The sequence below is a fragment of the Chryseobacterium sp. BGA-UO-ETr-SB22 genome (assembly GCF_059567885.1).
Genome location: NZ_JCAQOV010000005.1, coordinates 2,201,583 through 2,223,852, shown reverse-complemented (window position 1 = coordinate 2,223,852; position 22,270 = coordinate 2,201,583). Strand labels below are relative to the sequence as shown.

Annotated in this window: 25 protein-coding genes; 22 read left to right on the top strand and 3 right to left on the bottom strand. The window is 36.5% G+C overall.

Features of this window, described 5'->3' with window-relative positions; all coding sequences use genetic code 11:
* The first annotated feature begins 121 nt into the window (after window positions 1–121).
* The 20 genes from eco (at window position 122) to AC57AW_RS17425 (ending at window position 16,054) form a co-directional block, all read left to right on the top strand.
* On the top strand, window positions 122–610 hold the full coding sequence (gene eco, locus AC57AW_RS17520) for a serine protease inhibitor ecotin (RefSeq protein WP_318845187.1): 489 nt from the start codon (window positions 122–124) through the stop codon (window positions 608–610).
* A 399-nt stretch (window positions 611–1,009) separates the two neighbouring features.
* Window positions 1,010–2,428 carry a TolC family protein gene (locus AC57AW_RS17515; RefSeq protein WP_496352901.1) on the top strand — a complete coding sequence of 473 codons (1,419 nt, stop codon included), beginning with the start codon at window positions 1,010–1,012 and terminating at the stop codon, window positions 2,426–2,428.
* Window positions 2,429–2,439: 11 nt separating this feature from the next.
* Window positions 2,440–3,396 carry an HlyD family secretion protein gene (locus tag AC57AW_RS17510; protein WP_496352900.1) on the top strand — a complete coding sequence of 319 codons (957 nt, stop codon included), beginning with the start codon at window positions 2,440–2,442 and terminating at the stop codon, window positions 3,394–3,396.
* Window positions 3,397–3,457: 61 nt separating this feature from the next.
* Complete coding sequence (locus tag AC57AW_RS17505) at window positions 3,458–4,666, top strand: ABC transporter permease (RefSeq protein ID WP_496352899.1); 1,209 nt, start codon at window positions 3,458–3,460, stop codon at window positions 4,664–4,666.
* Between the two features lie 343 nt (window positions 4,667–5,009).
* Window positions 5,010–5,465 carry a DUF1569 domain-containing protein gene (locus tag AC57AW_RS17500; protein WP_496352898.1) on the top strand — a complete coding sequence of 152 codons (456 nt, stop codon included), beginning with the start codon at window positions 5,010–5,012 and terminating at the stop codon, window positions 5,463–5,465.
* Between the two features lie 10 nt (window positions 5,466–5,475).
* Window positions 5,476–5,946, top strand: a complete 471-nt coding sequence (locus AC57AW_RS17495) for a hypothetical protein (protein ID WP_496352897.1) — start codon at window positions 5,476–5,478, stop codon at window positions 5,944–5,946.
* Window positions 5,947–5,948: 2 nt separating this feature from the next.
* On the top strand, window positions 5,949–6,353 hold the full coding sequence (locus AC57AW_RS17490; RefSeq protein WP_496352896.1) for a hypothetical protein: 405 nt from the start codon (window positions 5,949–5,951) through the stop codon (window positions 6,351–6,353).
* The gene (locus AC57AW_RS17485; RefSeq protein WP_184555178.1) at window positions 6,350–6,721 is read left to right on the top strand and encodes a VOC family protein; all 372 of its coding nucleotides are present in this window, start codon (window positions 6,350–6,352) and stop codon (window positions 6,719–6,721) included. Before AC57AW_RS17490 ends, AC57AW_RS17485 begins: the two co-directional genes overlap by 4 nt.
* Before the next feature lie 57 nt (window positions 6,722–6,778).
* The gene (locus tag AC57AW_RS17480; protein WP_318845193.1) at window positions 6,779–7,228 is read left to right on the top strand and encodes a VOC family protein; all 450 of its coding nucleotides are present in this window, start codon (window positions 6,779–6,781) and stop codon (window positions 7,226–7,228) included.
* A gap of 168 nt (window positions 7,229–7,396) precedes the next feature.
* Window positions 7,397–7,789, top strand: coding sequence for a DUF1398 domain-containing protein (locus AC57AW_RS17475; protein WP_496352895.1), 393 nt, complete (start codon window positions 7,397–7,399; stop codon window positions 7,787–7,789).
* Window positions 7,790–7,920: 131 nt separating this feature from the next.
* Entirely contained in the window at window positions 7,921–8,598 is a 678-nt protein-coding gene (locus tag AC57AW_RS17470) for a DUF2490 domain-containing protein (protein WP_496352894.1), read from the top strand.
* A 76-nt stretch (window positions 8,599–8,674) separates the two neighbouring features.
* A complete protein-coding gene (locus AC57AW_RS17465) occupies window positions 8,675–9,679 on the top strand; it encodes a bestrophin family protein (protein WP_496352893.1) in 1,005 nt (334 codons plus the stop codon).
* Window positions 9,680–9,759: 80 nt separating this feature from the next.
* The gene (locus AC57AW_RS17460; RefSeq protein ID WP_318845197.1) at window positions 9,760–11,373 is read left to right on the top strand and encodes a Na+/H+ antiporter; all 1,614 of its coding nucleotides are present in this window, start codon (window positions 9,760–9,762) and stop codon (window positions 11,371–11,373) included.
* Window positions 11,374–11,546: 173 nt separating this feature from the next.
* Complete coding sequence (locus AC57AW_RS17455) at window positions 11,547–11,972, top strand: SRPBCC family protein (protein WP_496352892.1); 426 nt, start codon at window positions 11,547–11,549, stop codon at window positions 11,970–11,972.
* A gap of 3 nt (window positions 11,973–11,975) precedes the next feature.
* The gene (locus AC57AW_RS17450) at window positions 11,976–12,482 is read left to right on the top strand and encodes a GNAT family N-acetyltransferase (protein ID WP_496352891.1); all 507 of its coding nucleotides are present in this window, start codon (window positions 11,976–11,978) and stop codon (window positions 12,480–12,482) included.
* Entirely contained in the window at window positions 12,479–12,862 is a 384-nt protein-coding gene (locus AC57AW_RS17445; protein WP_496352890.1) for a VOC family protein, read from the top strand. Before AC57AW_RS17450 ends, AC57AW_RS17445 begins: the two co-directional genes overlap by 4 nt.
* A gap of 35 nt (window positions 12,863–12,897) precedes the next feature.
* Window positions 12,898–13,920 carry a glutaminyl-peptide cyclotransferase gene (locus AC57AW_RS17440; protein WP_496352889.1) on the top strand — a complete coding sequence of 341 codons (1,023 nt, stop codon included), beginning with the start codon at window positions 12,898–12,900 and terminating at the stop codon, window positions 13,918–13,920.
* 92 nt (window positions 13,921–14,012) lie between these two features.
* Window positions 14,013–14,975, top strand: coding sequence for a hypothetical protein (locus AC57AW_RS17435; RefSeq protein WP_496352888.1), 963 nt, complete (start codon window positions 14,013–14,015; stop codon window positions 14,973–14,975).
* Window positions 14,976–14,999: 24 nt separating this feature from the next.
* The gene (locus AC57AW_RS17430; RefSeq protein WP_318845203.1) at window positions 15,000–15,614 is read left to right on the top strand and encodes a deoxynucleoside kinase; all 615 of its coding nucleotides are present in this window, start codon (window positions 15,000–15,002) and stop codon (window positions 15,612–15,614) included.
* An 89-nt stretch (window positions 15,615–15,703) separates the two neighbouring features.
* Window positions 15,704–16,054, top strand: coding sequence for an ArsC/Spx/MgsR family protein (locus AC57AW_RS17425; RefSeq protein ID WP_318845204.1), 351 nt, complete (start codon window positions 15,704–15,706; stop codon window positions 16,052–16,054).
* 38 nt (window positions 16,055–16,092) lie between these two features.
* Here AC57AW_RS17425 and AC57AW_RS17420 read toward each other — a convergent pair whose 3' ends face one another.
* The 3 genes from AC57AW_RS17420 to AC57AW_RS17410 all read right to left on the bottom strand — a co-directional run bounded on the left by AC57AW_RS17420 (window position 16,093) and on the right by AC57AW_RS17410 (window position 17,644).
* Window positions 16,093–16,563: a hypothetical protein gene (locus AC57AW_RS17420; RefSeq protein ID WP_496352887.1), complete on the bottom strand. Its 471-nt coding sequence runs from the start codon at window positions 16,561–16,563 to the stop codon at window positions 16,093–16,095.
* Between the two features lie 63 nt (window positions 16,564–16,626).
* Entirely contained in the window at window positions 16,627–16,932 is a 306-nt protein-coding gene (locus AC57AW_RS17415) for a DUF493 family protein (RefSeq protein ID WP_318845206.1), read from the bottom strand.
* 40 nt (window positions 16,933–16,972) lie between these two features.
* Complete coding sequence (locus tag AC57AW_RS17410; RefSeq protein ID WP_318845207.1) at window positions 16,973–17,644, bottom strand: DUF4197 family protein; 672 nt, start codon at window positions 17,642–17,644, stop codon at window positions 16,973–16,975.
* Between the two features lie 365 nt (window positions 17,645–18,009).
* Between AC57AW_RS17410 and AC57AW_RS17405 the strand changes: the two genes are divergently transcribed.
* A complete protein-coding gene (locus tag AC57AW_RS17405; RefSeq protein ID WP_496352886.1) occupies window positions 18,010–20,826 on the top strand; it encodes a SusC/RagA family TonB-linked outer membrane protein in 2,817 nt (938 codons plus the stop codon).
* A 10-nt stretch (window positions 20,827–20,836) separates the two neighbouring features.
* Window positions 20,837–22,255, top strand: coding sequence for a RagB/SusD family nutrient uptake outer membrane protein (locus AC57AW_RS17400; protein ID WP_496352885.1), 1,419 nt, complete (start codon window positions 20,837–20,839; stop codon window positions 22,253–22,255).
* Window positions 22,256–22,270 lie beyond the last annotated feature (15 nt).

Below are 22,270 nucleotides of genomic sequence, written 5' to 3'. Positions count from 1 at the left end.
TACTGCAGTTTTTTGTTTACAGATTTCAAATAAAAATAGAATTAAATCGAAAAATCAAACAATTGTTTAATCTTGGAATGGTTTTTGAAATTAGGTTAGTATAAATTAAAAAATTATAAAGATGAAATTTTCTAAAACTTTAATTACAGGATTGGTATTGATGGCTGGAGTAAATGCTTTCGCACAAAAGAAAGCAGAAAAGTTTGAAAAACTAGAGATTGAAATGTTCCCAAAAGCTAAAGAAGGATATAAACAAGTCTATATTCAGCTTCCCGTAGCAAAAAACGAAAACGATTTAAAAGTTGAGCTTTTTGTAGGTGCTGAAAAAATGTTAGACTGTAACAACTATTTCCTGATGGGTGAAATGAAAACTCAGGATCTTCAGGGATGGGGATACAACTATTATGAAGTAGAGTCTAAAGGAGAAACTGCCGGAACCCTGATGGGCTGCATGGATAAAAAAACTACTAAAAAGTTTGTTACCCTAAAACCTGAAACAGTAAGATACAACAGTAAACTTCCATTGGTATTCTATGTGCCAAAAGACATTGAAGTACGTTACAGAATTTTACGTCCGGATGCTGCCATGAAAAAAGCAGTTCAAAAGTAAATCAGCTTATTATAATTATACAGAAAACTCCTCACAGCAATGTGGGGAGTTTTCGTTTTTTTATTAGTATCAATTTGGAATTAATTGAAGATGTTGTTTTGTCATTCCGCAGGAATCTAAATTTTAAATCTCAGAATAAAATACTAAAACTTGTTTTTCCGATCGAATCCTTTTATTTCCTGATAAAATTGCTTTAGAATTATTGTTGAAAAAGTAGAGTTATAATTTTTTTCAAAATTTTTTGGGTTTTAATTAACATTTAAACGCTTTGCCCAAAACTTTATTTTGTAGCGCTTTAAACTTAAACATATTTTAAACATACTTTAAATTCACCGTATTGTAGAATTATCTTGAAGGATTTTACTTTTTTTTGCATTATATTTGTTGTAAACATAAACCATGAAAAACAATTTATTGATTTTTACGTTTAGTTTTTTTGCGTTCCCCGCTTTTGGTTGGGCACAGTCTGCGCCGGATTTTAAAGAACTTCTGGATAGTGCTATGGTTCGGGACTCGAATCTCAAAATGCAGGTTACCCAAAACAAACTTACCGATCTTGACGAACACAAACTGAAAGACATCTTTCTTCCTACCCTGGAATTGAGTGGTAAAGCCGGGTATCTCAACGGAACAGCAAGACTGACGTCACCGGAACTCAATCTCGCTCCCTTTATCAATATTCCGGAAGGAGCGTTTAACAATAATTTCAATGTATCAGGATTTTCAGGTATTGCCAAGGCAGATGCCAAAATGCTTCTGTATTCAGGAGGGAAGGTGAAGTACATGAAGAAGGCTGTTGAAGAAAAGAAGAAATCTGAAGATATTCTGCTGGAGAAAACAAAAGATGAGGTGATTGCCAGTATTTCCAGAGCATATGATCAGCTAGCCCTGATTCATCAGTCTAAAAAAGTGTTGGATGAAAGCAAAAAAAGGCTTGATATCAACAGAAAAACGGCAGATAAAGCGCTCGGTTACGGTTTGATTACTCCTTATGATCATAAGAAAATAGAACTGGCTCAGGCCACCTTAGATGCCAAAATGGTAGAATATGAAGGGAAGAAAGAACTGCTTCTCACCCAGCTTTATATTTTAACAGGAATCAGCAGAGACAGACTCAGAATGATTGATCCGATATTGTCTCCGGTAGAATTGCTTGCCGCAGAAAGAGGAATAGAGCAAAGAGCTGAAATCCGTGCACTGGAACATGGAATCAGTGCTGCAGATTATAAAATAAAAGCGGAAAGAACATGGATGATTCCTAAAGTACAATTGATGGCTTCCGCCTATTATATCGGCTTGTATGGAAACAGAATCAAATCTTCAGAAAATGTAATCCCGGCCGTTCCAATACTTGGATATGAGGGCAAAAAACTAGACTGGAGACCCAATAATATTAACATATTTCCCTTGATTACAGCAGGTGTAGGATTTAAATGGGAAATTTTTGACGGAAAAGAAGGAAAGCATGCTGAAGAAACAGCCAAAGTCGGAAAAGAAGTATTACAGAACCAGAAAGAAGACGCATTGAAAAAACTGACTTTGAATCTGGCTAATAATCAGACCAATTATGATATAGCTTCCGCCCAGATCACCTTAAAAGCCAAAGAAAAAGAATTGGCGAAAAGCGCACTCGTACAGGCCGAAAAAGAATTCAGATACGGAATGAGCAAATCTTCACAGCTTATTGATGCGGAAAATGATCTTGAAGCTTCTGAACTGGAATATCAGAATGCCATTTTCAACCAGAGAAGAGCGGGAATAGAACTAATGAGGTCTACCCAGGAGCTGGATATCACCAAATTTTATTTAATCCCTTAAAAATTTAAATGATGCATAAAAATATATCTATACTCTTCGCTGCTCTGTTTTTCTTGGGGAGCTGTGACAAAAAAAATGAAAAAATCAAAGAACCCGAAGGAAAAACTAAAAAGGATGTGATCTCTTTTGCTCCTAAAGTGACCGGAAGGATTGTAAAAATATATGTTTCCGAAGGCCAGACTGTGAAAAAAGGTGATACTCTAGCACAGCTTGATGTACCGGAGGTTTCTGCTAAAATAGCACAGGCTCAGGGTGCGGTAAGTGCGGCCACGGCTCAGGAACAAATGGCTAAAAATGGAGCTACAGCCGATCAGCTGAGACAGCTTCAGGCCAAATATAAAGGTTTAAAAGAACAGTATGAATTTGCCCAGAAATCTTACAAAAGAGCAAACAATATGTTCCGCGATAGTTTAATGTCGCCGCAGGCTCATGACGAAATCTACGCAAAATTGCAAGGTGCAAAAGCTCAATATGATGCTGTAGTCGCAGAACTGGATGACGTAAATAGAGGAACCCGCTTCGAAAAAATAGAAATGGCAGCAGGACAGGCGTCACAGGCTAAAGGTGCTTTACAGGAAGCTAATGTAGCGTATTCCGAAAGGTATATCATTGCCACCAATGACATGGAAATAGAAACGATCAGCCTAAACACTGGAGAGCTTGCAACAGCTGGTTTTGCGCTGTTCAACGGATATATTCCAGAAAGTACTTATTTCAGATTTACCATCCCGGAAAGTGCTATTTCAAAATATAAAAAAGGGCAGGATGTTTCTATGCAGATCGTATACAATAAAGAAAATCTTATGGGAAATATTGTATACATCAAACAGTTGACAAAGTATGCGGATATTACAACGGCTTATCCGGATTATCAGCTGCAGGATGCGATCTATGAGATCAAAGTAAAACCTAAAGATATGAACAAAGCCAAAAGTATTTTGGTCAATGCCAATGTCATTCTGAAATAAACAGAAACAGAGTCTGAACTTGTAAGTTTCATGTTCCTCTTCAAAATATAAAAATATACAGATGAAAGAATTTTTCCGTCTTTTAAAACGTGAGTTCAAGCTTTTTATCGGCAATTCTACCTTAAGGACGGTGTTCTTTTTGGCCCCCGTTTTCTATGCCACCTTGCTGGGGTTTGTCTACAAAAGCGGAAAAGTTGAAAATACTCCTGTATTAGTGGTAGACAGAGATAATACTCCTTTGTCTAACCAATTGACGGAAATGCTGGATGATAATAAAAGCATCAAAATTATCAGATACCTGCAGGAACCTCTGAGCATCAAAGATGAGGTAATCAGGCATGAAGCAGCAGCTGTAGTGATTATTCCCTCAAGATTTGAAGGAGATATGCTCCAGAAAAAATATCCCGAACTGAATGTTTATATCAATACCGGAAACGTCTTAACGGCAAATTTTGCCTCCAAAGCCCTTCAACTGACCATAGGAACCTTCTCTGCTGGAGCTTCCATCAAGGCTCTTCAGAAAGCAGGGATGCCCGCTGCAAAGGCAGCTACGCAATATGAACCTTTCAAAGCCAATTATATTACCCTTTTCAATACTACCGGAAACTATCTTATCTTTATGTGGCCGGCAATGCTGGCGGTAGTACTGCAGCAGGTAATCCTGCTGGCGATGGCCGTAAGTTTTGCTGCTGAATTTGAAAGAGGATCTTTTGTGAAAGAATATCTGAAAATGAAAAAATGGGCCTTCCCAACCATGCTGATAAAAGTGATTCCTATCTGGGTATTTTCTATTCTCATTGTAGGTATTTATTACTTTATGCACATGATTTTCCACGTTCCGATGCCCGAAGGAATACTCAACTTTATTCTTTTGACAGCAGTTTTTGTAGGATCAGCTTCATTTTTGGGAGTATTCATCAGTATCCTGATTCCTGATGCGCTGAAGGCTACACAAATCCTTATGGTTATTGCTTCACCGGCTTTCATCATCAGTGGTTTTACATGGCCTTTGAACGCAATGCCTGCTTTCGTTCAGTTTATCGCCAATATAATTCCGTTAACCCCTTTTTTACAGGCTTTCAAAATCTTATTAATTCAAAAAGGTTCGATAGAACTTACATTCCCTTATCTGAAACATTTAAGTATTCTTTTAGTGGTGTATACTGTTATAGGCTGGATTGCTTTAAAGATCAAACTTTGGTTTATTTTCAAAAAAGCTGCGCCACAGGAAATAGCAATTGAGAATACTTCTCTGGAGGAGAGCGAGTAGTTTTTGGTTTGTTTAGTTGCTTGTTAATTTGTTTGCTAGTTGCTAGTTGCTAGTTGCTAGTTGCTAGTTGCTAGTTGGCTGGATGCTGGTTGCTTATTGATGATATATTGGTTTGTTGATTTCAGCATTTGTGGTAAACAATTCAAAATAGTATTGAAGAAATAATCCGTATTACCTAAACTCTACCTAACATAACTCCACAACTAGCAACTCGTAACCCGCAACTCATAACACCAAAACCCTGCAATTCGAATTTCGCAATTATCTCCCTTCAATTTTTTCAACGGACTATAAAATCAAACAAAAAAACTGATATATTTGTCTATAGTAAAATAGAAATTATATGGAAAATGTATTTGATGCAAAAGATGCTCAAAACTATATTGATAGAATAAATAAATTGGTGGAAGACACCCATGGTTTGTGGGGAAAAATGACGGTAGATCAAATGCTGGCACACTGCTCTATAACCTATGAAATGATTTATGAGCCGGAAAAACATAAAAAACCGGGATCTATTGCAAAATTTATATTAAAGACCTTCGTGAAACCTAAAGTTGTAGGAGAGAAAGCATATCCGAGAGATTCCCCTACGGCTCCACAGTTTTTGATTACCACCAGAAAGAATTTTCACGAAGAAAAAACAAGACTGATTGGTTTTATTCAGAAGACACAGCAATTGGGGGCAGAGGCTTTTGATGGGAAAGAATCTTTTTCTTTCGGAAAATTAAAAGCTCAGGAATGGAACAATATGTTTGCTAAACATCTGAACCACCATCTCTCACAATTTGGCGTTTAAAAATCACTGCATGAAAAAACTTTTATTACTCTTCATCCTGGCGGCCAATTTTGTATTGGGGCAGATGCCGGATATATCAAATACCTGGCTGAACAATAGTAAACCTTATCTGGGAACTATCGGAAACAAAGGACAGGAACTGAAACTGAAGATCAATATTTCTGAACAGAATAAAAAAAATGATCAGGAGTATTTTGTTTCAGGATATTCCCTTGTGGATACCAACTACGCAAAATTTGAAGGTAAGATTACCATTTCAAAATATAAAGACTCAAAAAAGCAGGGAACGGTCTTTGGAGAATATGAGCTGGCAGAAGAGAATAAAGGAAAACATTCAGGACTTTTTAAGGGAAGATTTGTCTATAATTTCAAATGGAATAAGAAAACAGAAAAAATTGATGGACAATATATTGAGCTTATAGGAGACTGGAAAAGTTATGATGGAACGATAGCGTTTAAAACCCATTTAAAAAACCAATAACCATGCTAAGAAGGATATTAGCAGCGTTGGTGGGACTTATTGTGGGTTCTGTCTGCATTACAATTGTAGAAAAAATAGGACATTATGTGTATCCTCCCCCTGCAGAAGCTGCTGCCGGAGATATGGAGGCGTTGAAGATGTATATTAATGAAGCTCCGTTTATGGCTCTGTTTTTTATCATTATTGCTTATGCTTTAGCAGCGGTTGCCTCCGGATTTACAGCCTCAAAAATTTCAAATAACGGAAAATCTACAGCAGCTATAATCTGTGGAATCATTTTTTTACTCATAACCATTTATATGATGGTGTCTTTACATACTCCAATCTGGTTCTGGATTTTAGGAATCCTTGTTTGGGGTTTGGTTTTCGTAGGACATAAACTTGCTTTAAAAACAAAAAAAATATGAAATTAGGAGCATTTTCAATCAGTTTAAGTGTAAAAGACCTTCAGAAATCCAGGGACTTTTATGAGAAACTGGGCTTTACAACGATGGCAGGAACTGCAGAGAGTAACTATCTGATCATGAAAAACGGTTCTACACTCATAGGCCTTTTCCAGGCTATGTTTGATGGGAATATGCTTACTTTCAATCCGGGATGGGACGAAAATGCACAGAATCTTGAATCTTTTGAAGATGTGCGCGAAATCCAGAAAAGATTAAAAGAAAGCGGAGTCGAAATCGGAAAAGAAGCTGATGAAACAACCTCAGGACCTGAACATATCTATCTGAAAGATCCGGATGGAAATATGATTCTAATAGATCAGCACAGATAACCATCTGGAAAACGTACAAAAACTACTTAAAACAAACTTAACTAATAAAAAACAACTATGGCATCAGTAAACGTTTATTTAACATTCAACGGAAATTGCAGAGAAGCATTCGATTTCTATAAGTCGGTTTTCGGGGGAGAATATCCTTATATCGGAACATTCGGAGAAATGCCTCCAATGGAAGGGAAAGAAACTCCGGAAGAAGATAAAAACAAAATTATGCACGTTACCCTTCCTATTTCTAAGGAAACTATGTTGATGGGAAGTGATACAGGAGGAGAGTGGTCTTCCAATTTCAAGGCGGGAAACAATTTCTCTATTTCTGTAAACGCAGAATCCAAAGACGAAGCAGATAAATTATTTGGTGGTCTTTCTGCGGGCGGACAAGTGACAATGCCAATGGCAGATACTTTCTGGGGTGCTTATTTTGGAATGTTTACCGATAAGTTCGGGATCAACTGGATGGTAAACTATGATGATCCTGCTAAAATGCAGCAGCATCCATAAGATTAATATTTTGTATTTAAAATATAGTTAGAACTTACCGGCAATCACTTTGCCGGTTTTTTATTTACTCTATATTTGCATCCCAAAATTTTTTAAATTTGATAAAAAAGGATCATCAGAATAATAAAATGATGGAAGACTTTACATTTAACACAAAAATATAAAACGATGAAATTTACAATTGAAAACATTAAAACCGAACATCAGAAAGTGAAAAGCGGAGCGGATTTTCCGGCTTATATCCAGGCTGTAAAAAAGTTAGGAGTTTCTCATTATACAACATACGTTTCTGATGGAAATACAGAATATTTTGACCATGAAAATCAATCTGTCCAGACAGGAAGTAAGTATAATTCCCTTACAGTTTCAGAAAATCTAACCCTTGAAAATTTTAAACTGAGACTCAAACTTCACCAGCAGGGAGGTACAGATTATATGACTTTCTGTAATGACTGTGCAGAAAATGGAGTTAAAGGCTGGAAGATGGATCTCCATGCGATGACCTGTACTTATTTTGACCAAAATGAAACTGATGTACTGACAGAACAGGTTCCGGGATAATCTTTTAAAGAAAATCTGATGAAAATTATAGTATCCGGTTTTCTTTCAATCATGTTGTAAAATAGTATTTGCTATTATTGATTTAAAATATTAATTTTGTTAAAAACGATAGATAATAGTAATTAACAGGCATGAGAAAGGTTTTTACGAAGTTGGCATTCACAGTATTAAGTTTGGGGTCCATATTGACATTTGCTCAAAAAAGTGATCTGGGAGCGTGGTATATGTATTTTGGAAATAATAAGATCAGCAAGAAACTGAACTGGCATAATGAAATTCAGTACCGTAATTTTGATGCAGTGGGAGATCTGGAGCAGTTACTGATCCGTACTGGGATTGGATATGATCTTACAGAAAATAATAACAATGTTTTATTGGGATACGGTTTCATTCTGAGCCAGCCTTATGCAAACGGGGAGAAAAAAGAGAATATTGAGCACAGGATTTTCCAGCAGTATATTACCAAGCAGAAATTCGGACGTTTTTACCTTCAGCACCGTTACCGTCTGGAAGAACGTTTTCTGGAAGATGACTTCAGGATGAGGTTCCGATACATGTTGGGAGTTAATATTCCGATTACTCAGAAAGAAATGCTGCCGAAAACCCTTTATGCATCAGTATACAATGAGATTTTCCTGCACTTCAACAGTCCGGTTTTCGACAGAAACAGAGTCTATGGTGCTTTAGGATATGTCATCAATAAAAATATGAGGATTGAAGCAGGTTACATGAACCAGATTCAGGAAAACAGAAACCGCGGCCAGATTCAGATTGGTTTTTACAATAATATTCCTTTTACCAAAAACTGATTATAAGCGCTGCTGAATGCCTGATGAAGACCATTATTTGGAAAATAAAAAATAATAAACACAAAAATAAACACTTATGCATTCAGGAAAAAGATTTGGAGCCTGCGAGTTCATTATCTGGACCAGACGGAGTATTTATGCTCTGATCGTATTATCAGCTATTCCCACAGTTCTGTACTTTTTGGGTTGGACATTCCTTTCTGTTCCCTGGCAGCCGATTGCCATTATGGGGACAGCAGTTGCTTTTATTGTTGGTTTTAAAAATAATGCCAGCTATAGCAGACTCTGGGAAGCAAGACAGATTTATGGAGCGATTATTAATGACAGCCGTAGTTTTGGATATATTCTGAGAGATGCATTGCTATCCAAAGATTCGGGTAAAGTAAAAGAGATGTTTCTTCGTCATTACGCATGGCTTACTGCATTGAGATTTCAGCTTCGTGAGCCAAGAGCATGGGAGAATATGGGGACAGCCCAGTTTGATGAATATGCCGGAAAATATGACATTCCTGAAAGACTTTTCAAGCTGGATGAGGAGTTGAAAAAATACTTGTCCGAACCTGAAATTCAGTATATTTTAAGCAAAAAGAACAGGGCAACACAATTAATGGCCAGCCAAAGTAAAGCACTGTCTGAAGCCTATGAAAAAGGAGAGTTGAACGATTTTCAATGGACACAGATCAATCAGCAACTGGTAAAGTTTACCGATAGTCAGGGAAAAGCTGAAAGAATTAAAAACTTTCCCTACCCGAGAAATTTTTCTTCCATTACCACTTATCTTTTGCTATTATTTATTGTCTTTGTGCCTTTCGGATTACTGAAAGAATTTGATAAATTAGGAGAAGGAACGATCGTTGAAGGATGGGCAATATGGTTTAATATTCCGTTTTCTTTACTGGTAACATGGTGTTTTCATACCTTAGACAGTGTAGGAGAAGCTTCCGTAAATCCATTTGAAGGAAGCCCTAACGATGTTCCAATCACTCAGATCAGCCGTACCATAGAAATTGATATGAGAGATATGCTGGATGAATCTGACCTTCCGCCAGCCATCACTCCAAAGAACAACATCGTACTCTAACTGAAATTAAAGATTACGATATTTTCTGTAAAAATCAGAAAGTTTTAATCAAAAAATAACACTTAAAAAACTTACTTAAAATGATTCACAGCTATGTTATAATATCCATTGCAGTACTGCTGTCTGTGATGATATTGGTAATGATCGGCCAGAAATTAAAAGTTGCTTACCCCATTTTTCTTGTCATTGCAGGATTGCTGATAAGCTTTGTGCCGGGAATGCCGCGTATAGAAATAGAACCTGATCTTGTTTTCCTTATTTTCCTGCCGCCTATTTTGTTTGAAGCCGCATGGTTTACCTCATGGCAGGACTTTCATAAATGGAGAAAACAGATTTTTTCAATGGCTTTTGGTTTGGTGTTTTTAACATCCATCGTTGTAGCCTATCTTTCGTCTTCAATTATTCCGGGGCTTACAGTAGCAATGGGATTCTTGCTGGGAGGTGTAAACTCTCCACCGGATGCGGTAGCAGCCACTTCGGTACTGAAGCATATGAAAATACCTAAAAAAATCACCAGTATTCTGGAAGGAGAGAGTCTTATCAATGATGCATCCAGTTTAATTGTATTTAAATTTGCCCTTGCAGCGGTTATTTCAGGACAGTTTATCTGGAGAGATGCCGTTCAGGATTTCTTCACGATGGCGGTCGGTGGAATTGCTATGGGGGTAGCGGTCGGCTTTTTATTTGGTGCATTGCTTAGGATTATTCCTACCAATTCTAATATTGATACCATTATTACCCTTATTGTGCCATACATTATGTATGTGGGAGCAGAGCACTTCCATTTTTCAGGAGTGCTGGCAGTAGTGGCTGGAGGATTGCTGATGTCTTATAATTCACATTGTTACTTGAGTCACACCTCTAGAATACAGTCCGGGAACGTGTGGAGTGTATTGATATTCCTGATGAATACCATCATTTTTATCCTGATTGGCCTTGAACTTCCCATTGTAGTGGAGGGAATGAAAGAATACACCATTTCTGAGGGTATTTTCTATAGTGTAGTGATTGGTGGAGCGATCATCGGGACAAGAATCTTGTATAGCTATGCATTAATGTATTTTCCAAGAGTTTGTTCCAAAGAATTAAGATTAAAAGTTCCGAAACCAGATTGGAAGGAACCTTTCATTATCAGTTTTGCGGCCATGAGAGGAGTGGTTTCACTGGCTGCTGCATTGTCTATTCCTGCCTTTTTGCCAAACGGAGAGGCATTTCCGCATCGGAACATTATTTTATTCGTAACTTTCGTTATTATATTGATTACGCTGGTAGGACAAGGGTTATTATTGAGCCCGATCCTTAAATTATTGAATATTCAGGATTCCGGAAGTGAATTGCCGGAGGAAAAACAGGAAGTGATTTTGATGCGTAAGCTTAAAGAAACAGCATTGCACAAATTGGATAATGATTTTTCTGAACTGGCAGTGACAAACAGCTTAGTGCGTCATCAAAAACATAAGCTGGAAAACGAAATGATGCTGATGGCAGACAAAGCTCAATGTATGGCTTCTACAGGAGATTATGTATCGGCAGTCAATGAAAATAAAGATGTCTTGCGACAGATCATTCAGGCACAAAGAAATGAGCTGCACAGAATGAAAAGAGAAAAGATATTTGATGATCACGTGATGAGAGCTATTGAAATGCAGCTGGATTTTGATGAGGCGAAAATCACTGGTTTTTCACATGCATAATTAAGACTTAAAATAAACCACAAAAGTCACAAAATGAAAAATCTCACATTTTTCAGAACTTAAGTGTACTTTTCATGAGTAGAAACTTTGACTTTAAACAATTAAGAGATAAAACTTTTGTGACTTTTGTGGTTAAATATTACAGACAAAATGTTTAAATTTAAGCCCATAATATGAGCACACCCATCACTGTTCAATACACAATAAATGCTCCGGCTGAAAAGGTCTGGCAGGCATTAACCGATAAAAATGAAATGAAATCCTGGTATTTTGATATCCAGGATTTTGAATTAGAAATAGGTAAGCAATTCAATTTCTACGAGCCTGGAGGGGAAAATAAATATCACCATCAGGGTGAGATTTTAGAAATAATACCCAGTCAGAAACTGAAATATACATGGTCATATCCTGATTTTTCAACACTTAAGACCGTTGTAACCTGGGAATTGCTTCCGAAAGATGGGCAGACTCTGGTAAAGCTGACTCATGAAGAAATTGAAAACTTCAAGGATTTAGGAGAAGGTTTTTCAAGAAAAAACTTTACAGCAGGCTGGAATACGATTTTGGGACAGAGCTTAAAAGAATATTTAGAAAAGTAGACAATGATTACACTGCAACACTTTACGATTCAAGATGCACCGCTGCTGATATCAAAGATAGAAGATGAAAGAATGCTTCTTCAGTTTGCCGGACCCGCATATCGTTTTCCACTCACAGCAGAACAATTGGAAACTGATTTATCCGATGAAAACAGAACGTTGTTTAAAATAATAGATCAGATCGGAAATATAATCGGTCATGCTCAGATTTTTGTAAAGGAAAAAACTTTTCTGCTGGGAAGAATTCTGATCTGGGATGAAAACAACAGAGGAAAAGGCTATGGGAAAAAGGTGATGCAGGAACTTCTGAAGTATGGATTCAGTCATTTTGATAAGGAAACCGCAGAACTGAATGTGTACGACTGGAATACCGGAGCTATTGAATGTTACCGGAAAGTAGGCTTTGCTTTTGATCCTGACGTTAAGAGTGAAGCGAAGATTGATACAGAAACCTGGATTTCCCTTAATATGAAAATCCATAGAAATACTTTTGAACTGCAGGAATCATGACACAGTTTAGCTCACTTCGTCCTATTCTCTGGACAGAAAACCTTGATGAGACCATAGGATTTTATATGCGTGTTCTCGGTTTTACCCTGATGGATAGGAATGATGATTGGCAATGGGCTTCCCTTCGTAAAGATGAAATATACATCATGCTTTCGCAGCCCAATCAGCATGAAAATAATACTTCAATCGGGTTTTCCGGCTCATTTTATTTCAATGTAAATAAGGTGGATGAGCTTTGGGAAGACCTTAAAACAAAGGCCAAAGTCTGCTACGAGGTTGAATCTTTTGAGTGGGGAATGAGGGAGTTTGCAATCTATGACAACAATGGTTATCTCCTGCAATTTGGTGAACCCATAGATAATATTGGCAATACGGAATAAAATTTGCTATTTTTGGGGAAATATTTAGAAATTCAATGAAAAAAAATATAATAGTAGGTTTCGCAGCGATTTTATTACTGGCATCTTGTAACAAGGATAAAGAGATTCTTGATACACTGAATACTTATAATAATTCAATGGAGGCGAAGGGCTACCATTTCGGAGATAAGCTTGAGCTTCCGAAAGAGGTAACGGAAAATGCAGAAAGCGTAACCATCAGCTTTGGAGATAAAGAAACAACAGATTTAACCGTTGATCCTAAATTTTTCACATTAGGTGATAATGCGGTTACCTTCAACGTCAAAGCAAAAGGAGGAGAAGTGTTGAATCAGGATGCAACCATCAATGTATTTGCAAAAAATCCTGAAAAAAATATTCCTTACCAGATTGTAGCAGAATATCCTCATGATCCTAAAAACTTTGTACAGGGTTTCCAGGTGGAAGGAAATACCATTTATGAAAGTGATGGTCAGAACGGAGCTTCCCAGATTTTAAAATATACATTGGGAACTACCACTCCGCTTGCTTCTACCAAACAGGCTCAGGAAGATTTTTCTGAAGGAAGTACCATTGTAGGAGATAAAGTATATCAGCTGACGTGGCAGAGCAAAAAAGGATATATCTATGATAAAAGCTCTTTAAAACTGCTTTCAGAATTTGCTTATCCAAATGTATTGGGTGAAGGCTGGGGACTGACGTATGATGGGAAAAACCTGATTGCTTCTGACGGAAGTAAGCTTCTATATTTTCTGGATGTAAATAACCCTTCAAAACTGATAAAATATATCGCTGTGGCCGGTAGTGCTCAGGCTTATGATCAGTTGAACGAGCTGGAATACCACAACGGATTTATCTATGCCAACGTATGGCAGAAACCGATTATTTTGAAAATTAATCCGGCTAACGGTGAAGTAGTGGGAACTTTTGATTTCACAGAAATCGCAAAACAGAACACGAAAGGAAGTGATGACGTATTGAACGGAATTGCTTTCAAAGGCGAGAATATGTTGGTGACAGGGAAGAACTGGCCGAAGATTTATGAAGTTGTAATTAAATAACAAAAGTTTAATAACAATTTCTATCGGAATAAAATAAAGTATGTAAATTGGTAGCGTTCCATGAGGAGCGCTATCTTTAGTAAAAAAGAATTTTGAGATTACTATATCTGATATTGACTTTTGCTTTCTGCACATTTTCTGCGCAGAATATTCTCCCTTTAGATACTTTAAAATTGAAGGAAGCTAAAGATATGCTTGCCGATGACTACGGAAATCTGTATATCTATAAAAACAAAGATTTTAGTTTTACCAAATATGATTCCTTAGGAAAACAGATTGGAAAAATGATGCTTACTGTTCCTTACAAGGTGCAGAACGTGCAAAATCCTTTGAATGTACCTTTGTTTTCTGAAAATGCACAGGAAATGAAGTTTGTAGATCAGAATATGAATGAAATTCAAAGGCTTGATTTTAAGCAGAAATTTGGTTTCATCAGAATGGCTTATGCCGAAGATCTGCAGCAGCTGTGGCTTTTGGATGACAGTACAAAACGATTGATACAGTATAATTTCAGAAATGACACCACAATCAATTCATACCCGTTTGATATCAGTTTTGAAGATATGATGGATATGCTGGTCTACGAAAATAAGGTCTATATTTTAACACAAAAACATATCAGGATTTACAGCCTGAAATTTGAAAAACTTTTTGAATCCCCTTTAGAAAACGGAAAACGCTTTAGAAGAGAGAATGATGCAATTCTGGTTGTTGCCAATAATTTCATTTCACAATACGTTCCTGAAAAAGGGATGGTGACGGTTTTTGAAGATACGGAGGCGCAGATTGTGGATAAAAACATCCTTTCTTATTTTGAAATCAAGGGGAACAAACTCTATCTTTACAGCCTTGAAAAAGTAAAGAAAGCCAAACAGCAGAAACAGCTTGAAGCTCAGCCGGAATCTCTACAGCAATCTACAGAAAAACCCGTAGAAAAAACTGAAGAAAAACCCAATGAGAATACAGAAGAGAAACCTTCAGACAATACATTGCAGAAATTGCTTGAAGACACTTCTAAAGTTCAGACTGAAGGGATAGAAAAGCTTATCAATTAATCAGTAAATACAAGGAAAAAGAATATGCATATTGCGGTTACAGGAAACATTGGAGCAGGAAAAACAACTTTGACGACAATGCTTTCCAAGCATTACGGATGGGATGCACAATTTGAAGACGTAGATCATAATCCTTATCTGGAGGATTTTTATTCAGATATGAGTAAATGGAGTTTCGCACTGCAGGTCTATTTCCTGGGAAGCAGATTCCGTCAGGTAAAGGAGATCAGAGAAAGTGGTAAGAACATTATTCAGGATCGTACCATTTATGAAGATGCTCATATTTTTGCAGAAAACTTAAATGATATGAATCTTCTTTCGGACAGAGATTTCAATAATTACTCATCAGTTTTTGATCTGATGAAGTCTTTTGTATCGGCTCCGGACTTGCTGATCTATCTGAAATCAGATGTTCCTAATCTGGTTAAAAAAATCTATAAAAGAGGTCGTGAATATGAAGCTTCAATAAGTATTGAATACCTTTCTAAACTGAATCAGAAATATGAAAAATGGATATCCAACTATACAGAAGGAAAACTTCTGATTGTAGAAGTGGATGATCTTGATTTTGTTGAAAAACCGGAAGATTTCGGATTTATTCTGGAGAAAATTGAGGCTGAGCTTAATGGATTGTTTTAACATACTTTTATTAGAATATTAAGACATATTCAGTGAGATTCTTCCTAAATTTGGTAAAGAGAATTTAATTTTTTTTGAATAATTATATCATGGTAGTTAAAGTTTTACATAACGGGAACTGTTCAAAGTCAAATGCTGTATTGGAGTATCTTGACGAAAACGGAGTGTCTTTTGAGATCATTAATATCATTGAAGATCCACTAAGTATTCTCGAAATCAGAACTGTCTTGAAAAAGCTTAATCAAAGTGTTTTTCATATCATCCGTAAAACAGATAAACTATATATTGAGAATTATGCAGATAAAAATTATTCAGAAGAAGAATGGTTGAAGATTCTCTCGGAAAACCCGTCTCTGATACAAAGGCCAATTCTGGTAAAAGGTTCAGTCGCGATGCTGGGAAGGCCTATTGAAAATGTAAAATTCTTTATTGAAAAATAAATAAAAAATCCGTTCTGTAAATAGAGCGGATTTTTGTTTTATTGGGTTTTCGTTTTCTCAGTCCCGTTGATCGCATTATATAAAACTTCCAGTTCTTTTGGCGGATGCCCGGAATCAAAACTTGAAGAGGTATACTCTTTTCCGTTGGAGGTAATAATAATGGACGCAGCCATGGCACGGTCAGAATGCCTACCTGTAGTAGGGGATTTCAGCTCTGATATCTTAGATAGGTCAATAGTTTCAGCCAATTGGGAAACGGCTTTCCATTCAGCAGAAGATACTTTAGTATTTACGATGTCTTCGTTGTTATTTGTTGTTTTTGATGAAGGAGTAAAAATAATGCTTTTACTGAACCCTCTTGTTCTTTCTGCTAACTGAATCTGTTCAATCTTTTGTTGCTGCACTGCAGTGGTGATATTCGTTGTGGTATTTTCACTGTTATTTTTGTGAACACAGCTTGTTGCAGATGTGATTACAAGAATATTAAATAGGATCAATTGGATGTTCATAGTGTTTTTTTTGTTTTTGAATAATAAAAAACCGCTTCATTACTATGAAACGGTTTCTGTTTTTTACAATAGAATAACGCCTTCTATTTTTGCTACTTCTTTATAAATGTTCACAACCTGATTGGCATCCAAAACAAATGCATTGATGTTGCAGGCAGTGTATTTTCCATTTTTACTTTCTCTGTTTCCCAGTGTAAACTTGATGCCGTCAAAAACTCTATATATTTCAGTAAGCTTTGACTGATCTGTAGGAATAATAAATTTAAATAAATAATCTTCCGGAAAATCATGCTGATCTTCCAGTTTATCCTTCAAAGACTTGTAAAAATCTTCAGGGCTTGCGTGTTGATTTCCTTGTAATATATCCATCTGCAATTATTAATATAATATAAATATAACGAAATTTCTCCTATTTTCCAAATGGTCCCAGAAGAGATTTGGAGTTCTGATGCTCGTAATCTTCAATGATATTGAATAGCCCGTTCACCAGTTGTTCAGAAGCCAGCTGGCTCAGTCCACCTGAATTGACCGTGTTTTTATTTCCTCCTAAAAGACTGCCCAGAAAATTACTTCCTGACAACGCAGAGTTGATGGTTTTTACAATCCCGTATTCATTCAGTTTCTCATCCACTTTAGGAGCAATAGCTGCAATAAGCTGCTGGGATGTTTTTTCTTTCAGAACCTGTGTTGCAGTAGTTCCCTGCATAATTCTTGTTACATCCTGTGCGTTCAGACTGTTTACAGCACCTTCCAGAATAGGTTTTGAAGTATTTACCGTATAAGCTGCTGCCTGTGCAATAAAATCTCTTTCTTTAGCAACCAATGACGGAGCTATCTTTTCCAGCGTAGAATTGATGTCTCTCAGCTCTTTGGGAAGCGCTTTGTCTACCATATTATTCTGCAGAAAGGCTTCCTTGTTTCCGTAGATGCCCATTCCTTTATCAATACCATTAAGCAGAATTCTTTTAATAATAGAAAGCCCCATATCCGATGTGGCCAGGGTGGTACATGATTGTACACTGGTGGTAATAACAGCACCGGTTCCTATAATAAGAGCGGCTGCAATAATATATTTTTTCATTGATTTTTCTAATTTATTTCTAAATGCTTTTTTGTCAAAAACTGCACCAAAGGTAATTACTATTCTCTATTTAACAAAATATTAAATTCAGAGCTTGATTTGGTGATTTTTTGTGTTAAAAATGTTAATTTATAATTAATAAAATGTTAGGGAATTGATAATAATTTTAAATAGAAAATTATAAAATTTAAATCTTTATCAGTTTTTGTACAATAAAACGTCATAATTTTTAAATGTTTAAGATAGTTTAACATTGTTCGATATTTTTTATATTTTTGGCTAATGTCTTTTTTTGAGATTTTAAATAACTCCACTATTTAGAGACAGGTACAAATTTGAATTTATTTGAATAAAATTGAAACTATATGAAACAAAGTAATTTAAAGTATTCATGTCTCATTGCTGTTTTGTACTTCGGTATGAACGTCAATGCTCAGACTACTCCAAAAGATACTACTGCCAAAGAGCAGAAGATCGAGGAGGTAGTTTTGATCGGATATGGATCTCAGAAAAAAGAAAACGTTACGGGAAGTATCGGAATGGTTTCTGCAAAGGACCTTGCTGATAAACCTAACGCTAACCCAATAAGCTCTATACAGGGTAAATTATCTGGTGTACAGATTTTAAATTCTGGTACGCCGGGAAGCTCTCCGAGAGTAGATATTAGAGGGGTAGGTTCCCTGACTGGTAAAACAGTATTCATCGTTGATGGAATGATCACGGATGATATCTCTTTCCTTGGTCCTCAGGATATTGAGTCTATGAGTGTATTGAAAGATCCTTCCAGTTTAGCAATCTTTGGAGCAAGAGCTGCTAATGGAGCTGTAATTATTAAAACAAAAACAGGAAGAGGGAAACCCATATTTAATTTTAATTCTTATTTAGGAATCAAGAAGGTTACCAATGTTCCTAAAATGACTAATTCTGATCAGTATATTGAGCTTTATAATGAAAAGCTGATGAATGATAATGGAAATCTTAACGGAGCACTTTCCAGAGCTAATTTCCCTGCAGATACAGATTGGTTTAATGAAATTTTCAGAACAAGTATCATTAACTCTAATGATTTCTCTGCTTCAGGAAGCTTAGGAAAACTTAATTATTATGCAAGCATAGGAAATCTTCAGGATGAAGGGAATATTGCTGCAGGACAAGGGATAAATTCTGGTTCAGGATTTAACAGACTTAACACGAAGTTAAACCTTAGCTATAAGATTACAGATAACCTGACCATTGGGAACAATTTTACATTCTCTAAAATGCGTACCGATCAGGCAAAAAATCCTTTGCTAAATGCTTATAATGCGCCTCCTATTTTCTCTGTGATGAATCCTGGAACAGGTGGTTATCAGTTTTTTAACGGATATTCTATTCCTAATTCACGAGCTGTATTAGACTTATACCGTTCTCAGAGCAGACAAGAGAGGTTATTGAATAATATCTGGGGTGAATATAAATTTTTAGGAGACTTTACTTTAAGAGTAAGTTATACAACTGATAACTATAATACAAATCTGTACGAATATACACCCACATTTGATTATGTACCTGTTTCTGATCAGAAACCAAATAAGCTGATCACAAGAGACTCAAGAAACAGAAATTATATTTGGGACAATACATTAAGCTGGAAAAAATCATTAGGAGATCATAACCTTGAAATCCTTGCGGGATACTCCAGAACAAGAAACTCTTATTCTCAGACTTATCTGGAAGCACTTAACGTTAATTATGACGGAACAAATGCTTCTATGAATATTTTCAACGGGACTAATATTATTATGATTGATAAGGATGTAGTAGGATATGATGTAGTCCCTTATCAGGATAGAATTGAATCGATGTTTGCCAGAATCAACTATGATTATAAAGGAAAATATTTGGTAAACGGATCTGTACGTAGAGATGGTACGTCGAAATATTCATCAGGAGACAGACACAGAGTATTCCCTGCGGTAAGTGCCGGATGGGTAATTTCTAAAGAGAACTTTATGAGCAATCAGAATGTATTCAGTCTTTTGAAGTTAAGAGCAAGCTGGGGGAAACTGGGTAATCCTGATGTAACAAGAGCTTATACTTTAAGGACTACAATTCTTAAAGAGGGAGCATATTATGGAAATTCAGGATCTCCTGCACAAACTATAGATCAGGTTATTGACCCAAATATTGGTTGGGAAACTACTACGGGTAGAGACATTGGTTTAGAAATGGCCTTATTCAATAATAAATTGAAAATTGATGCTACCTATTTTGATAAAGATACTAAAGATGTAGTATATGGTGTTGTACAAGGAACTGTTTCTGGAGCAAGCAACTGGAATAATTTTATTACCAACGCCTATTCATTCAATAACAGAGGTTTTGAAGTTTCTGTAAATTATGATACAAAACTTTCAGATAAAGTAAAATTGGGAGTATATGGTAACCTTACTACTCTTAAAAATAAAATTACTTCCGTATATGAAGGTTCTTATCTGAATACAGGAGCAAGTTTGTTCGGAAATTCTATTGTAAGACTACAAAACGGACAGCCTGTAGGAGCATATTATGGTTACCAGGTTCAAGGGGTATTTCAAACTGACGCAGAAGCTGCTGCATCAGGTCAAACCGGAGCTAAGGCAGGATGGCTCAAATTCGAGGATGTAGATGGAAACGGTGTTATTGATACTAGGGACAAAACATTCTTAGGAAGTCCGATTCCGAAAGGAACCTATGGTTTTGGAGTTAACTTAAATGTCTATGACTTTGATATTGCTGTAGACTTCCAGGGAGTATTTGGTAATAAGATTTATAACTATAACCGCGAACAGCGTTATGGAAATGAAAACTGGGATCTTGATTTCTATAACAACAGATGGCATGGTGCAGGAACATCTAATGCATATCCAATGACTACCAACAACCAGTCTGTTATTCTTCCAAGCAGTTTCTTTGTGGAAGATGGAAGTTATTTCAGAATCAGAAATATTACAGTAGGGTATAATCTGCCTAAAGACTTTGCAAAATCTTTACTGCTTACCAAATTCAGACTGTATCTAAGTGCTCAGAACCCTTGGACGAGCTTTAAATACAATGGATTCTCTCCAGAGATCATGAATACGGATAGAGTGCAAATGGGAGTTGATAATAATATTTATCCAATTTCAGCCATTTATACAGTCGGTATGAATTTAACATTTTAATTAGAAGAACATGAAAAAAATATTTTTATCAATCGCTTTATTTTCACTTGTAATAAGTTGTAAAGACGATTATCTGGATATAAAACAGGAAGGAGTAACAGAAGCAGATTCTTTTTTCAAAACTAAGGATGATGCTATGCAGGCAACGAATGCTATTTACGTATTTTTGAGAAGCTGGGAAAACTCTGCATTTCCTTATCAGTTTATATTTGGAGTACCGGCAGATGACGTTGTGAAAGGGTCTAACCCTGGGGATGCATCGTTTATTAATGCTTATGACCAATTTACCTACACAGTAAGTGATGATGGAGTTAGAGGATACTGGATCGGACAATGGCAGGCAGTGAACAGATGTAATCAGGTGATTACAAATGTTCCGAAAATAGATATGGATGCCACTTTAAAAACAAGATTGGTTGCTGAAGCAAAAATGCTGAGGGCTTATTTCTATTTTAACTTACTGAGAATCTACGGTGGGGTACCCATTTTTGACGGAATTCCTTCTACTTATAAGATCCCAAGAAACTCTGCAGAAGAGGTGTATAACTTTATTATTTCAGATCTTACCAGTGCAGCAGAGATACTTCCTCAGACTTATGCTGCAGGAGATCTTGGAAGAGTAACTAAAGGAGCAGCTTTGGGATTGCTTTCAAAGGTTTATCTGTATAAAAAAGACTGGCAGAAGGCATATGATACTTCTAATCAGGTGATGTCTATGGGATACGATTTGGATCCTGATTTCAACCATGTATTCAGAATTGGAGGTGAATTTGGAAAAGAATCTGTATTTGAAGTAAACTGTGAATGTTCCACGCAATTCGGAGGTAGTCAGTATGCAGAAGTGCAAGGGGTAAGGAACCAATTCGGATGGGGATTCTTTACACCTTCTCAGGCATTGGAAAATGCATTTGAGCCGGGAGATATCAGAAAAGAACTTACCATTCTTAGAAACGGGGAAACCACTCCGGAAGGTGACCTTATTGCAATGGGAGATCCAAACTCTGTAACGACATTCAACCAAAAAGTGTATGTTCCTAAAGCTTTGAATAATAATGCATGTGCTTACGGGTCAAAACAAAATATCAGAATTTTGAGATTTGCTGAGATTCTTCTGATCAATGCAGAAGCAGCCAATGAGCTAGGAAACACAGCAACAGCAGCTACTAACCTTAATAGAGTTAGAAGCAGAGCTCAGTTAACAGGAACTACAGCTGCAACGCAAGGAGCATTGAGAACAGCAATCTGGCATGAACGTAGAGTAGAGCTTGCTATGGAAGGCGACCGTTTTGTAGACCTTGTAAGAACAGGGCAGGCGGCTACGGTACTTGCTTCTTATGGGTTCAAAGCCGGGAAGAATGAATTATTCCCAATTCCGTTGGATGCAATGAATGAAAGTACAGGATTGTTTACACAAAACCCTGGATACTAAAATAAACCATAAACA

Coding starts and splice junctions, on each gene's coding strand:
- eco (WP_318845187.1), top strand. CDS start 122: ATGAAATTTTCTAAAACTTTAATTACAGGATTGGTATTGATGGCTGGA.
- AC57AW_RS17515 (WP_496352901.1), top strand. CDS start 1,010: ATGAAAAACAATTTATTGATTTTTACGTTTAGTTTTTTTGCGTTCCCC.
- AC57AW_RS17510 (WP_496352900.1), top strand. CDS start 2,440: ATGCATAAAAATATATCTATACTCTTCGCTGCTCTGTTTTTCTTGGGG.
- AC57AW_RS17505 (WP_496352899.1), top strand. CDS start 3,458: ATGAAAGAATTTTTCCGTCTTTTAAAACGTGAGTTCAAGCTTTTTATC.
- AC57AW_RS17500 (WP_496352898.1), top strand. CDS start 5,010: ATGGAAAATGTATTTGATGCAAAAGATGCTCAAAACTATATTGATAGA.
- AC57AW_RS17495 (WP_496352897.1), top strand. CDS start 5,476: ATGAAAAAACTTTTATTACTCTTCATCCTGGCGGCCAATTTTGTATTG.
- AC57AW_RS17490 (WP_496352896.1), top strand. CDS start 5,949: ATGCTAAGAAGGATATTAGCAGCGTTGGTGGGACTTATTGTGGGTTCT.
- AC57AW_RS17485 (WP_184555178.1), top strand. CDS start 6,350: ATGAAATTAGGAGCATTTTCAATCAGTTTAAGTGTAAAAGACCTTCAG.
- AC57AW_RS17480 (WP_318845193.1), top strand. CDS start 6,779: ATGGCATCAGTAAACGTTTATTTAACATTCAACGGAAATTGCAGAGAA.
- AC57AW_RS17475 (WP_496352895.1), top strand. CDS start 7,397: ATGAAATTTACAATTGAAAACATTAAAACCGAACATCAGAAAGTGAAA.
- AC57AW_RS17470 (WP_496352894.1), top strand. CDS start 7,921: ATGAGAAAGGTTTTTACGAAGTTGGCATTCACAGTATTAAGTTTGGGG.
- AC57AW_RS17465 (WP_496352893.1), top strand. CDS start 8,675: ATGCATTCAGGAAAAAGATTTGGAGCCTGCGAGTTCATTATCTGGACC.
- AC57AW_RS17460 (WP_318845197.1), top strand. CDS start 9,760: ATGATTCACAGCTATGTTATAATATCCATTGCAGTACTGCTGTCTGTG.
- AC57AW_RS17455 (WP_496352892.1), top strand. CDS start 11,547: ATGAGCACACCCATCACTGTTCAATACACAATAAATGCTCCGGCTGAA.
- AC57AW_RS17450 (WP_496352891.1), top strand. CDS start 11,976: ATGATTACACTGCAACACTTTACGATTCAAGATGCACCGCTGCTGATA.
- AC57AW_RS17445 (WP_496352890.1), top strand. CDS start 12,479: ATGACACAGTTTAGCTCACTTCGTCCTATTCTCTGGACAGAAAACCTT.
- AC57AW_RS17440 (WP_496352889.1), top strand. CDS start 12,898: ATGAAAAAAAATATAATAGTAGGTTTCGCAGCGATTTTATTACTGGCA.
- AC57AW_RS17430 (WP_318845203.1), top strand. CDS start 15,000: ATGCATATTGCGGTTACAGGAAACATTGGAGCAGGAAAAACAACTTTG.
- AC57AW_RS17425 (WP_318845204.1), top strand. CDS start 15,704: ATGGTAGTTAAAGTTTTACATAACGGGAACTGTTCAAAGTCAAATGCT.
- AC57AW_RS17420 (WP_496352887.1), bottom strand. CDS start 16,563: ATGAACATCCAATTGATCCTATTTAATATTCTTGTAATCACATCTGCA.
- AC57AW_RS17415 (WP_318845206.1), bottom strand. CDS start 16,932: ATGGATATATTACAAGGAAATCAACACGCAAGCCCTGAAGATTTTTAC.
- AC57AW_RS17410 (WP_318845207.1), bottom strand. CDS start 17,644: ATGAAAAAATATATTATTGCAGCCGCTCTTATTATAGGAACCGGTGCT.
- AC57AW_RS17405 (WP_496352886.1), top strand. CDS start 18,010: ATGAAACAAAGTAATTTAAAGTATTCATGTCTCATTGCTGTTTTGTAC.
- AC57AW_RS17400 (WP_496352885.1), top strand. CDS start 20,837: ATGAAAAAAATATTTTTATCAATCGCTTTATTTTCACTTGTAATAAGT.